Source organism: Pseudomonas putida (assembly GCF_030159595.1).
GTDB classification, from domain to species: domain Bacteria; phylum Pseudomonadota; class Gammaproteobacteria; order Pseudomonadales; family Pseudomonadaceae; genus Aquipseudomonas; species Aquipseudomonas putida_AC.
Genome location: NZ_BSKJ01000001.1, coordinates 454,138 through 470,932, shown reverse-complemented (window position 1 = coordinate 470,932; position 16,795 = coordinate 454,138). Strand labels below are relative to the sequence as shown.

Genomic DNA, 16,795 nt, shown 5'->3' with positions numbered 1-16,795 from the left:
GTACAGGTTAAGCCTTGGCCCGGCGAGCCTTGAAGAAATCACTGAGGATCTGCCCGCACTCTTCAGCCAGCACCCCGCCTTCCACCATCACCCGGTGGTTCAGGAACCCCTGCCCGAAAAACTGCCCTTGGCTCTGCACGATCCCCGCCTTGGGTTCCAGTGCGCCAAACACCACGCGCATCACCCGCGAATGCACGATCAGCCCCGCACACATGCTGCAGGGCTCCAAGGTCACATACAGGGTGCTTCCGGGCAGCCGGTAATTGCTGGCTGATTTCGCCGCTGCGCGGATGGCCACCATCTCGGCATGCGCACTCGGGTCACTGTCGATGATCGGCCGGTTGAAGCCCTGGCCGATCACCTGCCCATGCTGCACCAGCACCGCACCCACCGGCACCTCCCCCATGGCGGCGCCTTCAGCAGCCAGGGCCAGTGCCAGGCGCATGAATTCCTGATCGCGGCTGCGATCGATGATCTGCGGGCGCATCAGACCACCGCGATCGCGGCCATCAGGCCGGTTTCCATGTGGTCGATGACGTGGCAGTGGAACATCCAGGTGCCCGGATTATCCGCCACCAGCGCCACCTGGGCGCGTTCGTTCTTGCCCAGCAGGTAGGTGTCGGTGAACCACGGCTCCTTGATGTCGTGGCGATTGGAGCCGATCACCTTGAAGCTCATGCCGTGCAGGTGGATCGGGTGCTGGTACTGGGTCATGTTCTTCAGCTCGAAGATGTAGCTCTTGCCCTTCTTCAACGTGGCGATGGGGCGGTCGGCGCAGGTCTTGTCGGTGATGTCCCAGGCCTGGCCGTTGATCTGCCACATGCTCGACGGTTTGTCCGGGTCAGTGGTGACGGAGACTTTGGCCGCCCACTCGAAATTGAAGTTGAGCTTTTCGGCATTCTCCAGGTCTGGCTCAGCGATCGGGTTAGGCGGCAACGCTGGCGGCCAGTCACCCGGCGCATCGTTGCTGGCCACCGAACGCAGGGTGCCCAGACGCACGAAACCGTCGCGCAGGGAGATTTCCGCCCCCGCCTCGGGAATACGGATGGCCAGACAGATACGCATGCCCGGGCCGAGCCAGTACTCGTCGTCCAATGGGCGCGGGGTCACCGGGTTGCCATCAAGGGCATAGATTTTTGCCTCGCAGTTGCCCTTGAGGTTGAGGCGGTAGGTCCAGGTATTGTCCAGATTCAGCAGGCGCACCCGCACCACCTGGCCGGCCGGCAACTCGGTGACCGAGTCGGCCTGGCCATTGATGGTGATCAAGCGCCCAGCGGTGCCGTTGCGCGCGGCCTCACGCGGAATGCTGAAAGGCAGCCAGGCGCCCTGCTCGTCCACATGCCAGTTTTTCAGGCTCAGGGTGCGCTCATGCTGGAAGCCCGTCGGCTCGCGCTCCTCGACGATCAGCGGGCCGACGAGGCCGCGCCCCAGCTCTTCGGAGCTGCTGACATGCGGGTGATACCAGTAGCTGCCGGCGTCCGGCACACGGAACTTGTAGTCGAAGTACTCGCCCGGCTTGACCGGTAACTGCGACACATAGGGCACGCCGTCCATTTCCAGCGGCAGCCGGATGCCGTGCCAGTGGATGGTGGTCTCCACCGGCAGGTGGTTGATGAAGCGTACCCGCAACCAGGTGCCCTGGCGCACGCGCAGCTCGGTACCCGGCGCCGACGGGCCGAATGCCCAGGCCTCGGTCTTGAAGCCTGGCACCAGCTCGACGTCCAGCGGCGCCGCGATCAACTCATAATCGTGGCCGGCGTTTTCGTCTTCGACCTTGCCCAGCCAGTAACGCGCCGCGCCACCGGCGCCCAGGCCAACCACAACCAGGCCAGTCAGGCCCTTGAGCATTTGTCGACGGGTGAAGGACATCGGTGCGGGTACCTCGTGTTTTGCGCAATCAAGCTGCCAGCATGGCTGACGGTGAAGGGCGAATACGATACACCTGCAAATGGGAAAGATTAAGTGAAGTCTTGTCGCAGTCGATGCCCACTGCGCAGGACCTCATCATCGACGTCACTCATAAACCCAGAATGTCTTCACTTACAAGCCTTCCGAGCAAGGGCGCGAGAATCACTCCAGGGTGCGCGACAGCGGCGTACAAGCCTTCGACCTTCGGCAAAAAGGTCCGCAGGGGCGTGCCGTCGCGGGTCTTGGGCCGCGCCACCGCCTTGATCGACTGCAGTACGATATCACCTTGCAACCCAAACAGGTCGCTGATTGCCCTGACACTGTCGCGGCCCAACTCAGCCAGCCCAGCCTCGCCATCGAGCGGCAAATCGGCGGCCGAGACCAACCCTCCCCCCAGGCCCGGTCGCAGCTCCAACGCGTCGGCACAAAGAAGGTGACGCAAGGCTACCCCCGCCGCCTCGAAACGCAGCAATACCGCAGCTTCTTCATAAATGGGCAAGTTTATGCCCAGTGGACTGGCAAGTGCTTGCGCGCCCATGGCATTAGCGAGCACGACGATATCAGCGCCAACCACACCTTGCGTCGTACGCACGCCAATCACACGCTCGCCCCGCATCTCGACGGCCAACACCCTCGTATCGCCCCGCACAACGGCGCCCTTGTCCTGAGCGGCGCTCAGCAGGCGGCAGGTCAATACGTCAGGCTCGACAGCAAAATCATCCGGCGCCCAGAGGGCCATTTCCGGTACGTCCACCAACCCAGGCTGCAATTGGTGAACAGCCTCCCTACCGACAGCGACCATATTCACCCCCGCCGCTTGCTGCTCGGCGAGCATGGAACAGGTTTGCTGTTGATCGTCGAGCCATATCAAGGCCCCTTGAGCGGCGACAGGCAAAGGCCCGAGCAACGCCTCCAAGAGGGGAAACTCAAGCAGCGCATGCTGTTCCAAGGCGAAACTGGCAGGCTGCTCGGAGGGGATACGGCTGCCAGTACCCACCCAACCATAAGAGTGCCCGGTAACGCCCTTGGCGGGGGCACTCTTGACTTCGAGCACCGTAACGCGGGCGCGCCCGGACAGATGCCAGGCAATCGATGCCCCAAGGATGCCAGCACCGATCACGATCACATGGGGGGCTTTGCCTGCCATGGCGGGTTGCGCTCCTGAAAAGCTAAAGCAAAGCAGTGTGCATAAAGGCAGGGCTTTAGTCTGTGAAAAAGCGTATTCGCCCTACACGCAGGCCAGATACGAGAAAGGGCCTTGCGGCGCGCGCGTCCACACGCGTTGTCCAGCGGCTTACGTTTGCTCACAGACTCGCAGACCGTTGCATACGCACAATAGCGCTTTCAACGTGAGGCCAGAATCATGACAGCCATAACCTTTCGCCCCGCAGCACCTGACGACGCCGCAACCTGCATGGTCATCCGGGCATTGACCCGGGAAAACGCGTTCACAGAAGAAGACCTGCGCGCCCTGGGCATCACCGTCGACTCCTGGAGCAACGGCATTCGCGATGGGAGCGGCCCAGGCTTTGTGGCTTGCAAGGACGACCAGATAGTGGGCTACTGCTTTGCTGACAAGGACAGCGGCGAGGTCACCGTGCTCGCACTGTTGCCGGCATTTGAGGGCCAAGGGATTGGCAAACGCTTGCTCCGGCTGGTCGTCGATCACCTGCGGGAACTGGGGGTCGAGCGATTTTTCCTGGCATGCTCCAGCGACCCGAACGTGCGCTCGTATGGGTTCTATCGCCACCTGGGCTGGACTTCGACAGGCGAGCACGATGAAGCGGGAGATGAGATCTTGCAGCTCGGGATCGATATCAGTGTTCGGTAAACGCAAAAAGCCCGCAATCAAGCGGGCTTTTTGTTGCTTCCTGCTATCGGACGCCGGCCATGGCCGTGCGCGGGATCATTCCCACTCGATAGTCGCCGGCGGCTTGCTCGACACGTCGTAGGTCACGCGCGAGATACCGTCGATTTCGTTGATGATACGGCCACTGACGGTTTCCAGCAGTTCGTACGGCAGGTGTGCCCAGCGCGCGGTCATGAAGTCCACGGTCTCGACGGCACGCAGGGCCACGACCCAGGCGTAGCGACGGCCGTCGCCAACAACGCCAACCGACTTGACCGGCTGGAACACCACGAACGCCTGGCTGGTCTTGTGGTACCAGTCGGCCTTGCGCAGTTCCTCGATGAAGATGTGGTCGGCGCGACGCAGGATGTCGGCGTATTCCTTCTTCACTTCACCCAGGATGCGCACGCCCAAGCCCGGGCCCGGGAACGGGTGACGGTAGACCATGTCGTACGGCAGGCCCAGCTCCAGGCCGATCTTGCGCACTTCGTCCTTGAACAGTTCACGCAGCGGCTCGACCAGCTTGAGGTTCATCTCTTCCGGCAGGCCGCCCACGTTGTGGTGCGACTTGATCACATGAGCCTTGCCGCTTTTGGCGCCAGCCGACTCGATCACGTCCGGGTAGATAGTGCCCTGGGCAAGGAACTGGATGTTATCCAGCTTGCTGGCTTCGGCATCGAAGATATCGATGAAGGTACGGCCGATGATCTTGCGCTTCTTCTCCGGGTCGGCTTCGCCTTCCAGGTTGTCGAGGAACTGCTTTTCAGCGTCGGCGCGGATCACCTTGACGCCCATGTTCTCCTTGAACATGGCCATCACCTGGTCGCCTTCGTGCAGGCGCAGCAGGCCGTTGTCGACGAATACGCAGGTCAGCTGGTCGCCGATGGCGCGGTGCAGCAGCGCGGCAACCACCGAGCTGTCAACGCCGCCGGACAAGCCCAACAGCACATTGGCCGAACCCACTTGCGCACGCACCTGAGCGATGGCGTCTTCAACGATGTTGGAGGCGGTCCACAGGGCTTCACAACCGCAGATGTCCTGCACGAAGCGGGACAGAATGCGACCGCCCTGCTTGGTGTGGGTCACTTCCGGGTGGAACTGCACACCGTAGTAGCCGCGGGTGTCGTCGTACATACCGGCGATCGGGCAGCTTGGGGTGCTTGCCAGGATGCTGAAATTGCCCGGCATCTGGGTGACCTTGTCGCCGTGGCTCATCCACACGTCCAGGCCCAGTACGCCGTCGTCGTCAACGTGGTCTTCGATGCCGTCGAGCAGGCGGCTCTTGCCGACCACGTCTACGCGGGCATAACCGAATTCACGCAGGTCGGAACCTTCTACCTTGCCGCCCATCTGCTCGGCCATGGTCTGCATGCCGTAGCAGATGCCCAGCACCGGTACGTTCAGGTCGAACACGGCCTGCGGGGCGCGTGGGCTGTTGGCTTCGTGGACCGACTCGGGGCCGCCAGCGAGGATAATGCCGCGCGGGTTGAACTCGCGGATCGCTTCATCGTCCATGTCGAACGGGTGCAGTTCGCAGTACACGCCGATTTCGCGCACGCGGCGCGCGATCAGCTGGGTGTACTGGGAACCGAAATCGAGGATCAGGATGCGGTGAGCGTGAATGTCGAGGGCCATGACTCAATCTCGTCAGTGGAAATCGGAAACGACGCGGGGCTGTCGTGACAGCCCCGCATGCTTATATTGCTGGAAGCCTCAGCCTACGCGGTAGTTAGGGGCTTCTTTGGTGATTTGCACGTCATGCACATGGGACTCGGCCATGCCGGCACCGGTGATGCGTACAAATTCCGGCTTGGTGCGCATCTCTTCGATGGTTGCGCTGCCGGTGTAGCCCATGGACGAACGCAGGCCGCCCATCAGCTGGTGGATGATCGCGGCCAGGGCGCCCTTGTAAGGAACGCGGCCTTCGATGCCTTCCGGTACCAGCTTCTCGGCGCCGGCCGAGGAGTCCTGGAAGTAACGGTCGGACGAGCCTTGCGCCTGTGCCATGGCACCCAGCGAGCCCATGCCGCGGTAGGCCTTGTAGGAACGGCCCTGGAACAGTTCGACTTCACCCGGGGCCTCTTCGGTACCGGCGAACATCGAACCCATCATCACGCAGGAAGCACCGGCAACGATGGCCTTGGACAGGTCGCCGGAGAAGCGGATGCCGCCGTCGGCGATCAGTGGCACGCCAGTGCCTTCCAGTGCAGCGGCGACATTGGCGATGGCGCTGATTTGCGGCACGCCGACACCGGCAACGATACGGGTGGTGCAGATCGAGCCTGGGCCGATACCGACCTTGACGGCGTCAGCGCCCGCTTCGGCCAAAGCCTTGGCTGCGGCGCCGGTGGCGATGTTGCCGCCGATCACCTGCACTTGCGGGTAGGTTTCCTTTACCCAGCGAACGCGGTCGATAACGCCTTTGGAGTGACCGTGCGCGGTGTCGACAACCACCACGTCAACACCCGCGGCAACCAGGGCGGCAACGCGCTCGCCGGTATCCTTGCCGGTGCCGACCGCAGCGCCAACGCGCAGGCGACCTTGGTCGTCCTTGCTGGCCAGTGGGTAGGCCTTGGCTTTTTCGATGTCCTTGACGGTCATCATGCCCTTGAGGCTGAACTTGTCGTCAACGATCAGGACTTTTTCCAGGCGGTGCTTGTGCAGCAGCTCGCGGACTTCGTTCTTGTCGGCGCCTTCGCGGACGGTGACCAGACGCTCTTTTGGCGTCATCACGTCGCGGACCTTGGCGTCCAGGCGGGTTTCGAAGCGCACGTCACGCGAGGTGACGATACCGACCAGGTCGCCGTTCGCCAGCACCGGAACACCTGAAATGTTGTTCAGGCGGGTCAGGTCGAACAGGTCACGCACGGTGGCGTCGGCCTCGATGGTGATCGGGTCCTTGACCACGCCAGCCTCGAACTTCTTGACCTTGCGTACTTCGCCGGCCTGCTGTTCGATGGTCATGTTCTTGTGGATGATGCCGATGCCGCCTTCCTGGGCCATGGCAATGGCCAGGCGCGCTTCGGTCACGGTATCCATGGCGGCGGAAACCAGCGGAATGTTCAGCTCGATGCCACGGGTCAAACGGGTCTTGAGACTGACTTCATTGGGCAGTACCTCGGAATAGCCAGGTACAAGGAGGATATCGTCGAAGGTCAGGGCTTCTTGGCTGATACGCAGCATCGCGGGGGCTCCCGGGCGGGAAAAATGGAAGCGCGCCATTATACTCATGCACGGCGCGCCGCTCAATGCAAAATAAGGGCCTTCGGTCAGCCTTGTGGCAGTTTTACCTGCACCACGGTCACCGGCTGGTCGAGCCAGTCGGCGAAGCTGTCGAGAAAGGCCTGGGTAAACCCGGCCTCGCCCCAGTTGTTGAAGATGAACCCCAGGTTGGAAAAGGCACATGGCTGCAGGAAAATGAAGCCATTGATGTCATCTTCGAAGCCACACAGCGGGCAGGTGAAGTTGTCACTGACGCCGGGCATCCACTCTTCCAGGCTTTCGAACAGCGGCTCGCCCACCTCGCGCCGGCACTCCGGGCAACCGGCTTCTTCAAGAAAGCCTTCGGTAGGGGTATAGATGCATCGCTTGAGCATCACCTCCAACCCGTTGACCTGCTCGCCGAATGGCAGTTTTTCGGGGTGCAGGGCCACTTTGCGTGCCCCGGCGGCCAGGGCATGCCCCATGCGGTTACCAGTGCGACCACAGGTAGTGAGTTGCTCCTCGACGACCTTCTCGCGCACCAGCCAACGCAGGATGGCGCGGGCGCGGGCTTCATGCACCGGGACGGTGGACAGCTTGGGAACGATGATGCTCTGGGTGTTCATGAACAGGAAAAACCTGAAAAACTGCGGTAATGACGCAATTCTACCGCTCAGGCGCTCAGGTAGCGACCAATCAACGCCAGGCCGCTGGCCAGCACCAGCCAGGTGACCAAGCGTACAAAGGCTTCACGTGACAGTCGATTGGTTAGTCTGCGCCCCACCCAGAGGCCGACGAACATGACGGGTAGCAAACAGACGGCGAGCAGCAACAGGCTTTGGTCGGCATAGACACCGGCAATCAGGAACAGGGACAACCGGACGATGGTACTGCAACTGATCAGTGCACTCTGCGTCGCGCGCACCTGCTCCTTTACGTCAAGACGTGCACTCAGGTAGATCGCATAAAGGAAGCCACCACTGCCGAACAGCGCGCCGAACAACCCGCCTACCGTGCCCATCGGCACTGCCCAGATGCCCGATAGTTTCGCTGGCCGTACCTTCATCGCCAGGCCATAAACGGCGTAGGCAGTCACGAACAGCCCCATCAGCAGCAACAGCAGATCGGACTTCAGTTGCAGCAGGAATACCACGCCCAGCGTACAGCCCACAGCCATGAACGGCAGCAGCCGCAACAACTCGCTGCGCACCACATCCCGGCGCGATGGCAGCAGGTTGCCGAACGCGGCAACGAAGTCCAGCAACACCAGCAGCGGGATGATGCGTGACAACGGCATGAAGTGGATCAGCACAGGGCCGGCCACCAGCGCTGTACCGAAGCCGGCGATGCCAAAAACGATGTAGGCAGCACCGACACCGAACAGGATGGGCAGCCAGTCAAGGCCGGATAACGACAGTTGGGCAAACATGGCAGCAGTTCCTGGAAAGACAGGCCAAGGTTAGCCAGCCATGAGCCATGCCGACTAATATACCTTTCTCACCATAGCCATCTCGAAAAGGCATGACATGACGTCGATCCGCCAGTTGCGTTACTTCGTGGAAATTGCCGAGTGCGGCAGCTTCAGCGGCGCCGCCGAACGGCTGTACATCGCCCAGTCGGCGCTGAGCCGGCAGATCAAGGAACTGGAGCAGCAACTGGGCACGCCACTGTTCGAACGCACTGCACGCCTGCCGCGCCTGACACTGGCCGGCCAGGCCTTGCTGGAACGCGCACGCCGCTTGCTGGCCGACCTGGCGCAAGCAGAGCGGGTAACCCGCGACATTGGCGAGGGGTTGCAGGGCAGCCTGCGCCTGAACCATTCCAGTACCGTGCCACTGACCGGCCCGTTGCTGGCTCGCCTGGGGGGCTATCTGCGGGACAACCCTGGGGTTTCGCTGGAAATCGCGCAGCAGTCTTCAGAGGCCCAGCTGGAGGATATTGCTGCCGGGCGGCTGGATATCGGCCTGCTGCGCTTGCCGGTGCTGCGCCAGCATGATGGCGTGGTGCTGCATGAACTGTTCAGCGAACCGTTGTTGCTGGCGGTCGCCGCTGGGCATCCGCTGGCCAACGCGCAGCACGTTCAACTGGAGCAGTTGAGGGAAGAACGCTTCATTTCCATCCCGCATCGCGACCGTGGCGGGCTGAGTTACCTGTCGGCTTCGTTGTGCATGGAGGCAGGCTTTTTCCCGCAAGCCGCGCAAGTGCTGTCACGCAAGACGACGCAGTTGCAGCTGATTCAGGCGGGGTTCGGGGTGGCATTGCTGCCGGAATGCATGCGCGATATTGCGCCGGTTTCGGTCCGCTTCGTGACGCTGGAAGGTGATTGCCAAAGCACCGTGGCGCTGGCTTGTCGGCGCGATTCAGGGCGGATGGTGCGCCAGTTCGTGGCGGCGATGGAGCCGGGACAGACAACCGGGGCCGATGTCCTTTATGATGCCCGCCATGATCAAAGACCCCTTCGAACGACTCGGCCTGGACCGTGAGGTCCTTACCGTCAGCCAACTCAACGGCCGCGCCCGCGTGCTGCTGGAAGACGTGTTCCGCAGCGTCTGGGTGGAAGGCGAGATCTCCAACCTCGCCCGCCCAGCGTCCGGCCACATGTACTTCACCCTCAAGGACAGCGGCGCCCAGGTGCGCTGCGCGCTGTTCCGGCAAAGCGCCACGCGGGTGCGCCAGGCCCTGCGCGACGGCCTGGCAGTGCGGGTACGCGGCAAGGTTTCACTGTTCGAGGGACGTGGCGACTATCAGCTGATTCTCGACACCGTCGAGCCAGCCGGCGATGGCGCGCTGCGCCTGGCGTTCGAGGCGCTGAAAGAAAAGCTCGGGACGGAGGGGCTGTTCAGCGCCGAACGCAAGAAACCGCTGCCGGCCCACCCGCAGCGCATCGGCATCATCACTTCACCCACCGGCGCAGTGATCCGCGACATCATCAGCGTGTTCGGCCGCCGTGCCCCGCAGGTGGAACTGAACCTGATCCCCACCGCAGTACAGGGCCGCGAAGCCATTGCACAGATCGTGCGCGCCATCCACCTGGCCGACAGCCTCGGTTTCGATGCGCTGATCCTGGCGCGTGGTGGTGGCTCGCTGGAAGACCTGTGGTGCTTCAACGAAGAAGCCGTGGCGCGTGCGGTTGCCGCCTGCGTTACACCAATTGTCAGCGCCGTGGGCCATGAAACCGATGTGTCGATCAGCGACTTTGTCGCCGACGTACGCGCGCCCACACCGTCTGCTGCCGCCGAACTACTGGCCCCCGACAACAGTGGCTTGCAGCAGCGACTGGACGGCCTGCAACGGCGCCTGCTGCTGCGCATGCAGAACCGCCTGACCCACGACCGCCTGCGCCTGGATTCACTGGCTCGGCGCCTGCGCCACCCAGGCGAGCGTTTGCGCCAGCAGGCGCAGCGCCTGGACGACCTGGACATGCGCCTGCGCCGCGCCTTCATGCTCAGCCTCAACCAGCGCCGCGAGCGCCTGGCACGCCTGGATACCCGCTTGGCTGCACAGCACCCGGGGCGCAACCTGAAACTGCTGAGCCAGCGCCTGGACAGCCTGGCCGAGCGCCTGCCACGGGCCATGCGCGACGTGCTCAAAGACCGCCGCCAACGCTTCCAGGCCCAGTTGCAGACACTGCAGGTGGTCAGCCCGCTGGCCACCCTCGCCCGCGGCTACAGCATTTTGCTGGATGAACAAGGCCAGGCCATCCGCAGCGCCGAACAGACGCGCAACGGCCAGCGCCTGACCGCCCGCCTGAACGAAGGCGAACTGCAAGTGCGGGTCGAAGACAACCACCTGACCCCGGTCACCCTCTCACTACTGGACTGACACATGCCCCGCCTGTTCGCGCCCCTGCTTGCCCTTTCCCTGTTGCTGCTGGCCGGCGGCGCCCAGGCCAGCTACATCACCCGCACGTTGAACAAGCCGGTGCCCGGCGGCGTTGCAGTGGTCGACCTCGGCCCCGGCGCCAGCGCGCCCAGTGCCCGCTTCGACGGCAAGCCGGTACTGGTGGTGAAGGAGCAGGACACCTGGCTGGCCATCGTCGGTATCCCGCTGACCCAGAAGCCCGGCACCGCCACGCTGAACCAGGGCGGACGCACGCTACCCTTCAGCGTGGGGAGCAAGAAATACCCCGAACAGCGCATCACCCTGAAGAACACCCGTCAGGTCAACCCGAACCCGGCCGACCTCAAGCGCATCGACCGCGAACTGGCCGAGCAGATCAAGGCCTACCGCAGCTTCAGCCCGAGCCTGCCAAGCAACCTGATCCTCGACAAGCCGGTCAACGGGCCACTGTCGAGCAAGTTTGGCGTACGCCGGTTCTTCAATGGCGAAGAACGCAACCCGCATGCCGGGCTGGACTTCGCGGTGCCGGCGGGCACACCGATCAAGACCCCGGCCAATGGCAAGGTGATTCTGGTGGGGGACTACTTCTTCAATGGCCGCACAGTGTTCGTCGACCATGGGCAGGGCTTCATCAGCATGTTCTGCCACATGTCGAAGATCGATGTGCAGGTGGGGCAGCAGCTGCGTCGTGGCGAGGTGGTCGGGCGTGTGGGCTCCACCGGGCGGGCGACCGGGCCGCATATGCACTGGAATGTCAGCTTGAATGATGCGCGGGTGGACCCGGCGATTTTCATTGGCGCGTTCCAGCCCTGAAACCTGTGCTGCCTATGTCGGCCTCTTCGCGGGTAAACCCGCTCCCACAGGTGCAGCGCAGCTTTCAGACGCGGCGCGATACCTGTGGGAGCGGGTTTACCCGCGAAGAGGCCAGCACAGGCAGCATCAAATGCTCTGGCTTGCGCCATCGAAAAATACCACGCAAGAATCAAGAAGCACTCAAAGAACATAAGCTATAAAATCTCGCCAAAGAGCTTTTTTTAAGCATTCCTCTCAATTTTCCCCGAACGCTTGCCATCCCCCATCTCACTGGTTAAGTTTGAAGGCATGAAAACCTTCAGCACCCTCATCCTGCTCCGACAACATCGCAGCCTCTGCCTGGTCAGCGCCCGACTACCAGGTTGAATCGCGTCGCCTCGCCTCTTCATCTCGTTATCGCTCGGCAGGCCCGATCTCGGCCGCACACAAAAGGATTGCTTCCATGACCATGCTCAAAGACCCTTCGAAGAAGTACCGCGCTTTCCCGACCATCGACCTGCCTGACCGCACCTGGCCGTCGAAGACCATCACTGCCGCGCCGATCTGGTGCAGCTCCGACCTGCGTGATGGCAACCAGTCGCTGATCGAGCCGATGGATTCGGAGAAGAAACTGCGCTTCTGGAAGACCCTGGTGCAGGTGGGCGTGAAGGAAATCGAAGCCTCGTTCCCGTCTGCCTCGCAAACCGACTTCGACTTCGTGCGTACCCTCATTCAAGACGGCCATATTCCGGATGACACCACCATCCAGGTGCTCACCCAGGCCCGTGAAGACCTGATCGCCCGTACCTTCGAATCGCTGCGCGGTGCCAAGAAAGCCATCGTCCACCTGTACAACGCCACCAGCCCGTCGTTCCGCCGCATCGTCTTCAACCAGGACAAGCAAGGCGTGAAGGACATCGCGGTGAACGCGGCCAAGCTGTTCGTCAAATACGCTGCCCAGCAGCCGGAAACCCAGTGGACCTTCCAGTACTCGCCAGAAACCTTCAGCGCCACCGAAATGGAGTTCGCCAAGGAAGTCTGTGACGCAGTCATCGAGGTGTGGAACCCGACGCCTGAGCACAAGATCATCCTCAACCTGCCGGCCACCGTGGAAGTGTCCACGCCGAACATCTACGCCGACCAGATCGAGTGGTTCTGCCGCAATGTCAGCCGCCGTGACAGCGTGATCATCAGCCTGCACTGCCATAACGACCGTGGCACCGGCATCGCTGCCACCGAACTGGGCTTGATGGCCGGTGCCGACCGCGCCGAAGGCTGCCTGTTCGGCAACGGCGAGCGTACCGGTAACGTCGACCTGGTGACGCTGGCACTGAACCTCTACACCCAGGGCATCGACCCGCTGCTGGACTTCTCCGACATCGACGGCGTGCGCAAGGTGGTCGAAGAGTGCAACCAGCTGCCGGTGCACCCACGTCACCCGTATGTGGGCGACCTGGTTCACACCGCGTTCTCCGGCTCGCACCAGGACGCCATCCGCAAGGGCTTCGCCAAGCAGCAGGAAGGCGAACTGTGGGAAGTGCCGTACCTGCCGATTGACCCGGCCGACATCGGCCGCAGCTACGAGGCGGTAATCCGCGTCAACAGCCAGTCGGGCAAAGGCGGCATCACCTACCTGCTCGAGCAGGAATACGGCATCAGCCTGCCACGCCGCATGCAGATCGAATTCAGCCAGGTCGTCCAGGGTGAAACCGACCGCCTGGGCCTGGAAATGACCGCCCAGCAGATCTACAGCCTGCTGCACAAGGAATACCTCCAGGCCAACGCGCCATACGCGCTGGTCAGCCACCGCCTGCAGGAAGAAAACGGCCACAGCGCCGTGGAAGTGGAAGTTGCCGGTGAAGGCGAGACCACCCTGCACTGGCGCGGCAAGGGCAATGGCGCCCTGGAAGCGCTGGTGGCCGGCCTGCCGATTGCCGTGGAAATCATGGACTACAACGAACACGCCATTGGTGCGGGCACCAATGCCAAGGCCGCGGCCTACATTGAACTGCGCGTGGCCGGTGGCCGTCCGGTGCATGGTGTGGGTATCGATGAAAACATCACCACGGCCAGCTTCAAGGCGCTGTTCAGCGCACTGAACCGCTCGCTGAGCCAGCAGGAAGCCAAGGCGGCCTGAGCCCTGGTGTGATGAATGAAGAAGCCCGCATCGTTTGATGCGGGCTTTTTTGTTGCCTGTTCTGGCCCTACAAGAATTACAGGCAAAAAAAGGGGCGCCGACCAAGCGCCCCATAAGCCGTAAAGCACACAACAAATTCAGTTGGCGTCCAGCAGCGCCATCGCCTCCGCGCTGCACGCTTCGATTCGCGCCCAGTCGCCGTTCTTGATCCAGCTGCTGTCGAGCATCCAGGTCCCGCCCACGCACATCACATTAGGCAACGCCATGTAATTGCGTACGTTGGCTGGGTTGACGCCACCGGTTGGGCAGAAGCGAATATCACCGAACGGCCCGCCAAAGGCCTTGATCGCTGCAACACCGCCGCTGATTTCCGCCGGGAACAACTTGAAGCGGCGGTAACCCAAGGCGTAGCCCATCATGATTTCGGACGGTGTGCTGATACCTGGCAGCAGCGGGATTTCACTGTCCACGCCGGCCTCTAGAATGTCCTGGGTTATGCCCGGGGTAACGACGAACTGCGCACCCGCTGCTTCAACAGCAGCGAACATGCTGCGATCGAGCACGGTGCCTGCGCCTACGCACAGCTCCGGGCGCTGCTCACGCAGCACCTGGATGGCCTTCAGGCCATGCTGCGAGCGCAGGGTCACTTCCAGGGTACGGATGCCGCCAGCGGCCAGGGCATCAGCCAGCGGCAGGATGTCTTCCTCACGGGCGATGGTGATCACCGGCAGGATGCGCGCCTTTTCGCAGATGGCATCGATCCGGGCGGCCTTGTCGGCCATCGAGAGCTTTGGCTGTGGGCGTTCGAGGGTGGTCATGACAGTGGATCCTTGGCTCATGGGCACCAGTAGATGTCCAGGGGGTCGTGAAGAAAAGCGCGAATCGGCATTTCAGTGAGGTCGTTGCCAGCCAGCGCGGCGCGCAGGGTAGCGAGTTTGCCCGGGCCTTGCACGGACAGCGCGATGAAGGCTGCGCTGGCCAGCAGCGAGCGGGTCATCGACAGCCGCTGGTGTGGCACGCTCGGTGCCAGCAGCGGCAGGCAGCGGCGCGGGCTGGACAGGTCCAGGCCTGCTTCCAGGTTGGGGCTGGCCGGGAACAACGAGGCGGTATGGCCATCGTCGCCCATGCCCAGCACCAGTACATCGATAGGCGGCAGCCCCGCCAAGGCCTGGTCGGCCTTGAGTGCAGCGGCATCGAGGTTCTCCGCCTGCTGGTACAGGCCAACGAAACGGGCCTTGGCCGCTGCGCCCTTGAACAGGTGGCGGGCCAGCAGGCCGGCGTTGCTGTCGGGATGCTCCACCGGCACCCAGCGCTCATCGGCCAAGCTGACGGTGACCTTGGACCAGTCCAGGTTTTCACTGGCCAGCTTCTCCAGGAACGGCACCGGGCTGCGGCCGCCGGACAGCACCACGCAGGCTTGGCCCTTTGCAGCGATGGCCGCACGAAGGCGCTCGGCCACGTCATGGGCCAGGGTTGCGGCCAGTGCCTTGGCATCCGCCAGGCTATGAGCCTTCACGGCCGCTGGCAATTTCAGTTCAGATATCCCCATACCACGCCCTCCCATCGCGTGTGATCAGTGCAATCGAGCTCATTGGCCCCCAGGAGCCCGCCGCGTATGGCTTGGGCGCATCGCCTGCGTTACGCCAGCCAGCGATCAACTGGTCGCACCACTTCCAGGCATATTCGATTTCGTCCTTGCGCACGAACAGGTTCTGATTGCCGCGCATCACTTCGAGCAACAATCGCTCGTAGGCATCCGGAATCCGCGCACTGCGCCAGGTATCGGAAAAATTCAGCTGCAACGGGCCGCTGCGCAGTTGCATCCCCTTGTCCAGGCCCTGCTCTTTGGTCATCACGCGTAAAGAAATGCCTTCGTCCGGTTGCAGGCGGATGATCAGCTTGTTACCGATCTGCAAACGCTGTTCCGGGGCGAAGATGTAGTGCGGCGTTTCCTTGAAGTGGATAACGATCTGCGACAGCTTTTGCGGCATGCGCTTGCCGGTACGCAGATAGAACGGCACGCCCGACCAGCGCCAGTTGCGAATGTCAGCGCGCAGGGCGACGAACGTTTCGGTGTCGCTCTGCGCGTTGGCGTTGTCTTCTTCCAGGTAACCGGGCACCGGTTTGCCTTCGCTGTAGCCGGCAATGTACTGGCCGCGCACCACACGGGTGCTTAGCCCGTCGCCGGTGATCGGTGCCAGGGCCTTGAGCACTTTCACCTTCTCGTCGCGAATGGCATCGGCAGACAGTTCGCTGGGCGGGTCCATGGCGATCAGGCACAGCAGCTGCAGCAAATGGTTCTGAATCATGTCACGCAGCTGGCCGGCCTTGTCGAAATAGCCCCAACGGCCTTCGATACCGACCTTTTCCGCGACGGTGATCTCCACATGGGAGATCGAATTCTGGTTCCACTGGGTTTCGAACAGGCTGTTGGCGAAGCGCAGGGCAATCAGGTTCTGCACGGTCTCCTTGCCCAGATAGTGGTCGATGCGATAGACCCGACTTTCCGGGAAGAAGCGTGCCACGGCATCATTGACCCGGCGCGACGACTCCAGGTCGTGGCCAATGGGTTTTTCCAGCACTACCCGGGTGCGCGCGGCCAGGCCGGCCTTGTCGAGGTTCTCGCAGATGGCCCCATACACCGCCGCCGCCGTGGCGAAGTAGGCGATCAACGGCAGCTCACCTGGCAACTGCTCGGCCAGGGCCAGGAAGCCCTCGGGCTGCAGGAAATCCAGGTGCTGGTAATTCAGCCTGGCGAGAAAGCGCCCCAGTGCCGCAGGCTCGATATCCGCCTCGGGCACATGCCGGCGCAAGTGCGCCTCGATGCTGTTCAGGTGCTCCTGCGCGCTGCCGGCTTCGCGAGCCAACGCCAACAGGCGGGTGTCCGGGTGCAACAGGTTGGCCCGGTCAAGCTGGTAGAGCGCAGGAAAAAGCTTGCGCAATGCCAGGTCGCCGAGGGCGCCAAACAGGGCAAAGGTGCAAGGTTCGACACTGATCGCAGCCATGATGTTGGTTCTTTCCTAAAGTTGGTCTAGGAATACCGCTTTCAGATGCGGTTTTCAAGGGAT

At 62.5% G+C, this 16,795-nt stretch carries 15 protein-coding genes; 5 read left to right on the top strand and 10 right to left on the bottom strand.

Annotation, left to right across the window (positions count from 1 at the left end):
* Positions 1–7: 7 nt before the first annotated feature.
* From tadA to QQL85_RS02120, 3 genes are all read right to left on the bottom strand, one after another.
* Positions 8–487 carry a tRNA adenosine(34) deaminase TadA gene (gene tadA / locus QQL85_RS02130; protein WP_284354984.1) on the bottom strand — a complete coding sequence of 160 codons (480 nt, stop codon included), beginning with the start codon at positions 485–487 and terminating at the stop codon, positions 8–10.
* Complete coding sequence (locus QQL85_RS02125; protein WP_284354983.1) at positions 487–1,869, bottom strand: multicopper oxidase family protein; 1,383 nt, start codon at positions 1,867–1,869, stop codon at positions 487–489. Before QQL85_RS02125 ends, tadA begins: the two co-directional genes overlap by 1 nt.
* 148 nt (positions 1,870–2,017) lie before the next feature.
* The gene (locus tag QQL85_RS02120; protein WP_284354982.1) at positions 2,018–3,055 is read right to left on the bottom strand and encodes an NAD(P)/FAD-dependent oxidoreductase; all 1,038 of its coding nucleotides are present in this window, start codon (positions 3,053–3,055) and stop codon (positions 2,018–2,020) included.
* Between the two features lie 216 nt (positions 3,056–3,271).
* On the opposite strand from QQL85_RS02120, the gene QQL85_RS02115 reads away from it, so the two are divergent.
* The gene (locus QQL85_RS02115; RefSeq protein WP_284354981.1) at positions 3,272–3,739 is read left to right on the top strand and encodes a GNAT family N-acetyltransferase; all 468 of its coding nucleotides are present in this window, start codon (positions 3,272–3,274) and stop codon (positions 3,737–3,739) included.
* A gap of 75 nt (positions 3,740–3,814) precedes the next feature.
* Here the strand turns inward: QQL85_RS02115 and guaA are convergent, their stop codons facing one another.
* The 4 genes from guaA to QQL85_RS02095 all read right to left on the bottom strand — a co-directional run bounded on the left by guaA (position 3,815) and on the right by QQL85_RS02095 (position 8,387).
* A complete protein-coding gene (gene guaA / locus QQL85_RS02110) occupies positions 3,815–5,392 on the bottom strand; it encodes a glutamine-hydrolyzing GMP synthase (protein WP_284354980.1) in 1,578 nt (525 codons plus the stop codon).
* A gap of 78 nt (positions 5,393–5,470) precedes the next feature.
* Positions 5,471–6,940 (bottom strand): IMP dehydrogenase, encoded by a 1,470-nt coding sequence (guaB, locus tag QQL85_RS02105; protein WP_016501267.1) that lies wholly within the window; start codon positions 6,938–6,940, stop codon positions 5,471–5,473.
* Positions 6,941–7,026: 86 nt separating this feature from the next.
* Positions 7,027–7,584 carry a sugar ABC transporter ATPase gene (locus QQL85_RS02100; RefSeq protein WP_284354979.1) on the bottom strand — a complete coding sequence of 186 codons (558 nt, stop codon included), beginning with the start codon at positions 7,582–7,584 and terminating at the stop codon, positions 7,027–7,029.
* A 47-nt stretch (positions 7,585–7,631) separates the two neighbouring features.
* Positions 7,632–8,387, bottom strand: coding sequence for a sulfite exporter TauE/SafE family protein (locus QQL85_RS02095; protein WP_284354978.1), 756 nt, complete (start codon positions 8,385–8,387; stop codon positions 7,632–7,634).
* A gap of 97 nt (positions 8,388–8,484) precedes the next feature.
* Here QQL85_RS02095 and QQL85_RS02090 point away from each other — a divergent pair, with 97 nt between their 5' ends.
* The 4 genes from QQL85_RS02090 (at position 8,485) to leuA (ending at position 13,727) form a co-directional block, all read left to right on the top strand.
* Positions 8,485–9,441: a LysR family transcriptional regulator gene (locus QQL85_RS02090; protein WP_434482143.1), complete on the top strand. Its 957-nt coding sequence runs from the start codon at positions 8,485–8,487 to the stop codon at positions 9,439–9,441.
* The gene (gene xseA / locus QQL85_RS02085) at positions 9,401–10,780 is read left to right on the top strand and encodes an exodeoxyribonuclease VII large subunit (RefSeq protein WP_284354977.1); all 1,380 of its coding nucleotides are present in this window, start codon (positions 9,401–9,403) and stop codon (positions 10,778–10,780) included. The genes QQL85_RS02090 and xseA overlap by 41 nt, the downstream gene beginning before the upstream one ends.
* A 3-nt stretch (positions 10,781–10,783) precedes the next feature.
* The gene (locus tag QQL85_RS02080; protein ID WP_284354976.1) at positions 10,784–11,611 is read left to right on the top strand and encodes a M23 family metallopeptidase; all 828 of its coding nucleotides are present in this window, start codon (positions 10,784–10,786) and stop codon (positions 11,609–11,611) included.
* A gap of 442 nt (positions 11,612–12,053) precedes the next feature.
* A complete protein-coding gene (gene leuA / locus QQL85_RS02075) occupies positions 12,054–13,727 on the top strand; it encodes a 2-isopropylmalate synthase (protein WP_284354975.1) in 1,674 nt (557 codons plus the stop codon).
* A gap of 137 nt (positions 13,728–13,864) precedes the next feature.
* On the opposite strand, the gene QQL85_RS02070 is transcribed toward leuA, so the two are convergent.
* Genes QQL85_RS02070 through zwf form a run of 3 tightly spaced genes read right to left on the bottom strand, consistent with a single transcriptional unit; the run spans position 13,865 to position 16,732 of the window.
* The gene (locus QQL85_RS02070; RefSeq protein WP_049275724.1) at positions 13,865–14,545 is read right to left on the bottom strand and encodes a bifunctional 4-hydroxy-2-oxoglutarate aldolase/2-dehydro-3-deoxy-phosphogluconate aldolase; all 681 of its coding nucleotides are present in this window, start codon (positions 14,543–14,545) and stop codon (positions 13,865–13,867) included.
* A 17-nt stretch (positions 14,546–14,562) separates the two neighbouring features.
* Positions 14,563–15,276 carry a 6-phosphogluconolactonase gene (gene pgl, locus QQL85_RS02065; protein WP_284354974.1) on the bottom strand — a complete coding sequence of 238 codons (714 nt, stop codon included), beginning with the start codon at positions 15,274–15,276 and terminating at the stop codon, positions 14,563–14,565.
* Positions 15,263–16,732, bottom strand: a complete 1,470-nt coding sequence (gene zwf, locus QQL85_RS02060) for a glucose-6-phosphate dehydrogenase (protein WP_284354973.1) — start codon at positions 16,730–16,732, stop codon at positions 15,263–15,265. The genes pgl and zwf overlap by 14 nt, the downstream gene beginning before the upstream one ends.
* Positions 16,733–16,795 lie beyond the last annotated feature (63 nt).

What these genes read in the sequence shown, in the direction of transcription:
- tadA (WP_284354984.1), bottom strand. Translation starts at nt 487, where the DNA reads ATGCGCCCGCAGATCATCGATCGCAGCCGCGATCAGGAATTCATGCGC.
- QQL85_RS02125 (WP_284354983.1), bottom strand. Translation starts at nt 1,869, where the DNA reads ATGTCCTTCACCCGTCGACAAATGCTCAAGGGCCTGACTGGCCTGGTT.
- QQL85_RS02120 (WP_284354982.1), bottom strand. Translation starts at nt 3,055, where the DNA reads ATGGCAGGCAAAGCCCCCCATGTGATCGTGATCGGTGCTGGCATCCTT.
- QQL85_RS02115 (WP_284354981.1), top strand. Translation starts at nt 3,272, where the DNA reads ATGACAGCCATAACCTTTCGCCCCGCAGCACCTGACGACGCCGCAACC.
- guaA (WP_284354980.1), bottom strand. Translation starts at nt 5,392, where the DNA reads ATGGCCCTCGACATTCACGCTCACCGCATCCTGATCCTCGATTTCGGT.
- guaB (WP_016501267.1), bottom strand. Translation starts at nt 6,940, where the DNA reads ATGCTGCGTATCAGCCAAGAAGCCCTGACCTTCGACGATATCCTCCTT.
- QQL85_RS02100 (WP_284354979.1), bottom strand. Translation starts at nt 7,584, where the DNA reads ATGAACACCCAGAGCATCATCGTTCCCAAGCTGTCCACCGTCCCGGTG.
- QQL85_RS02095 (WP_284354978.1), bottom strand. Translation starts at nt 8,387, where the DNA reads ATGTTTGCCCAACTGTCGTTATCCGGCCTTGACTGGCTGCCCATCCTG.
- QQL85_RS02090 (WP_434482143.1), top strand. Translation starts at nt 8,485, where the DNA reads ATGACGTCGATCCGCCAGTTGCGTTACTTCGTGGAAATTGCCGAGTGC.
- xseA (WP_284354977.1), top strand. Translation starts at nt 9,401, where the DNA reads ATGATCAAAGACCCCTTCGAACGACTCGGCCTGGACCGTGAGGTCCTT.
- QQL85_RS02080 (WP_284354976.1), top strand. Translation starts at nt 10,784, where the DNA reads ATGCCCCGCCTGTTCGCGCCCCTGCTTGCCCTTTCCCTGTTGCTGCTG.
- leuA (WP_284354975.1), top strand. Translation starts at nt 12,054, where the DNA reads ATGACCATGCTCAAAGACCCTTCGAAGAAGTACCGCGCTTTCCCGACC.
- QQL85_RS02070 (WP_049275724.1), bottom strand. Translation starts at nt 14,545, where the DNA reads ATGACCACCCTCGAACGCCCACAGCCAAAGCTCTCGATGGCCGACAAG.
- pgl (WP_284354974.1), bottom strand. Translation starts at nt 15,276, where the DNA reads ATGGGGATATCTGAACTGAAATTGCCAGCGGCCGTGAAGGCTCATAGC.
- zwf (WP_284354973.1), bottom strand. Translation starts at nt 16,732, where the DNA reads ATGGCTGCGATCAGTGTCGAACCTTGCACCTTTGCCCTGTTTGGCGCC.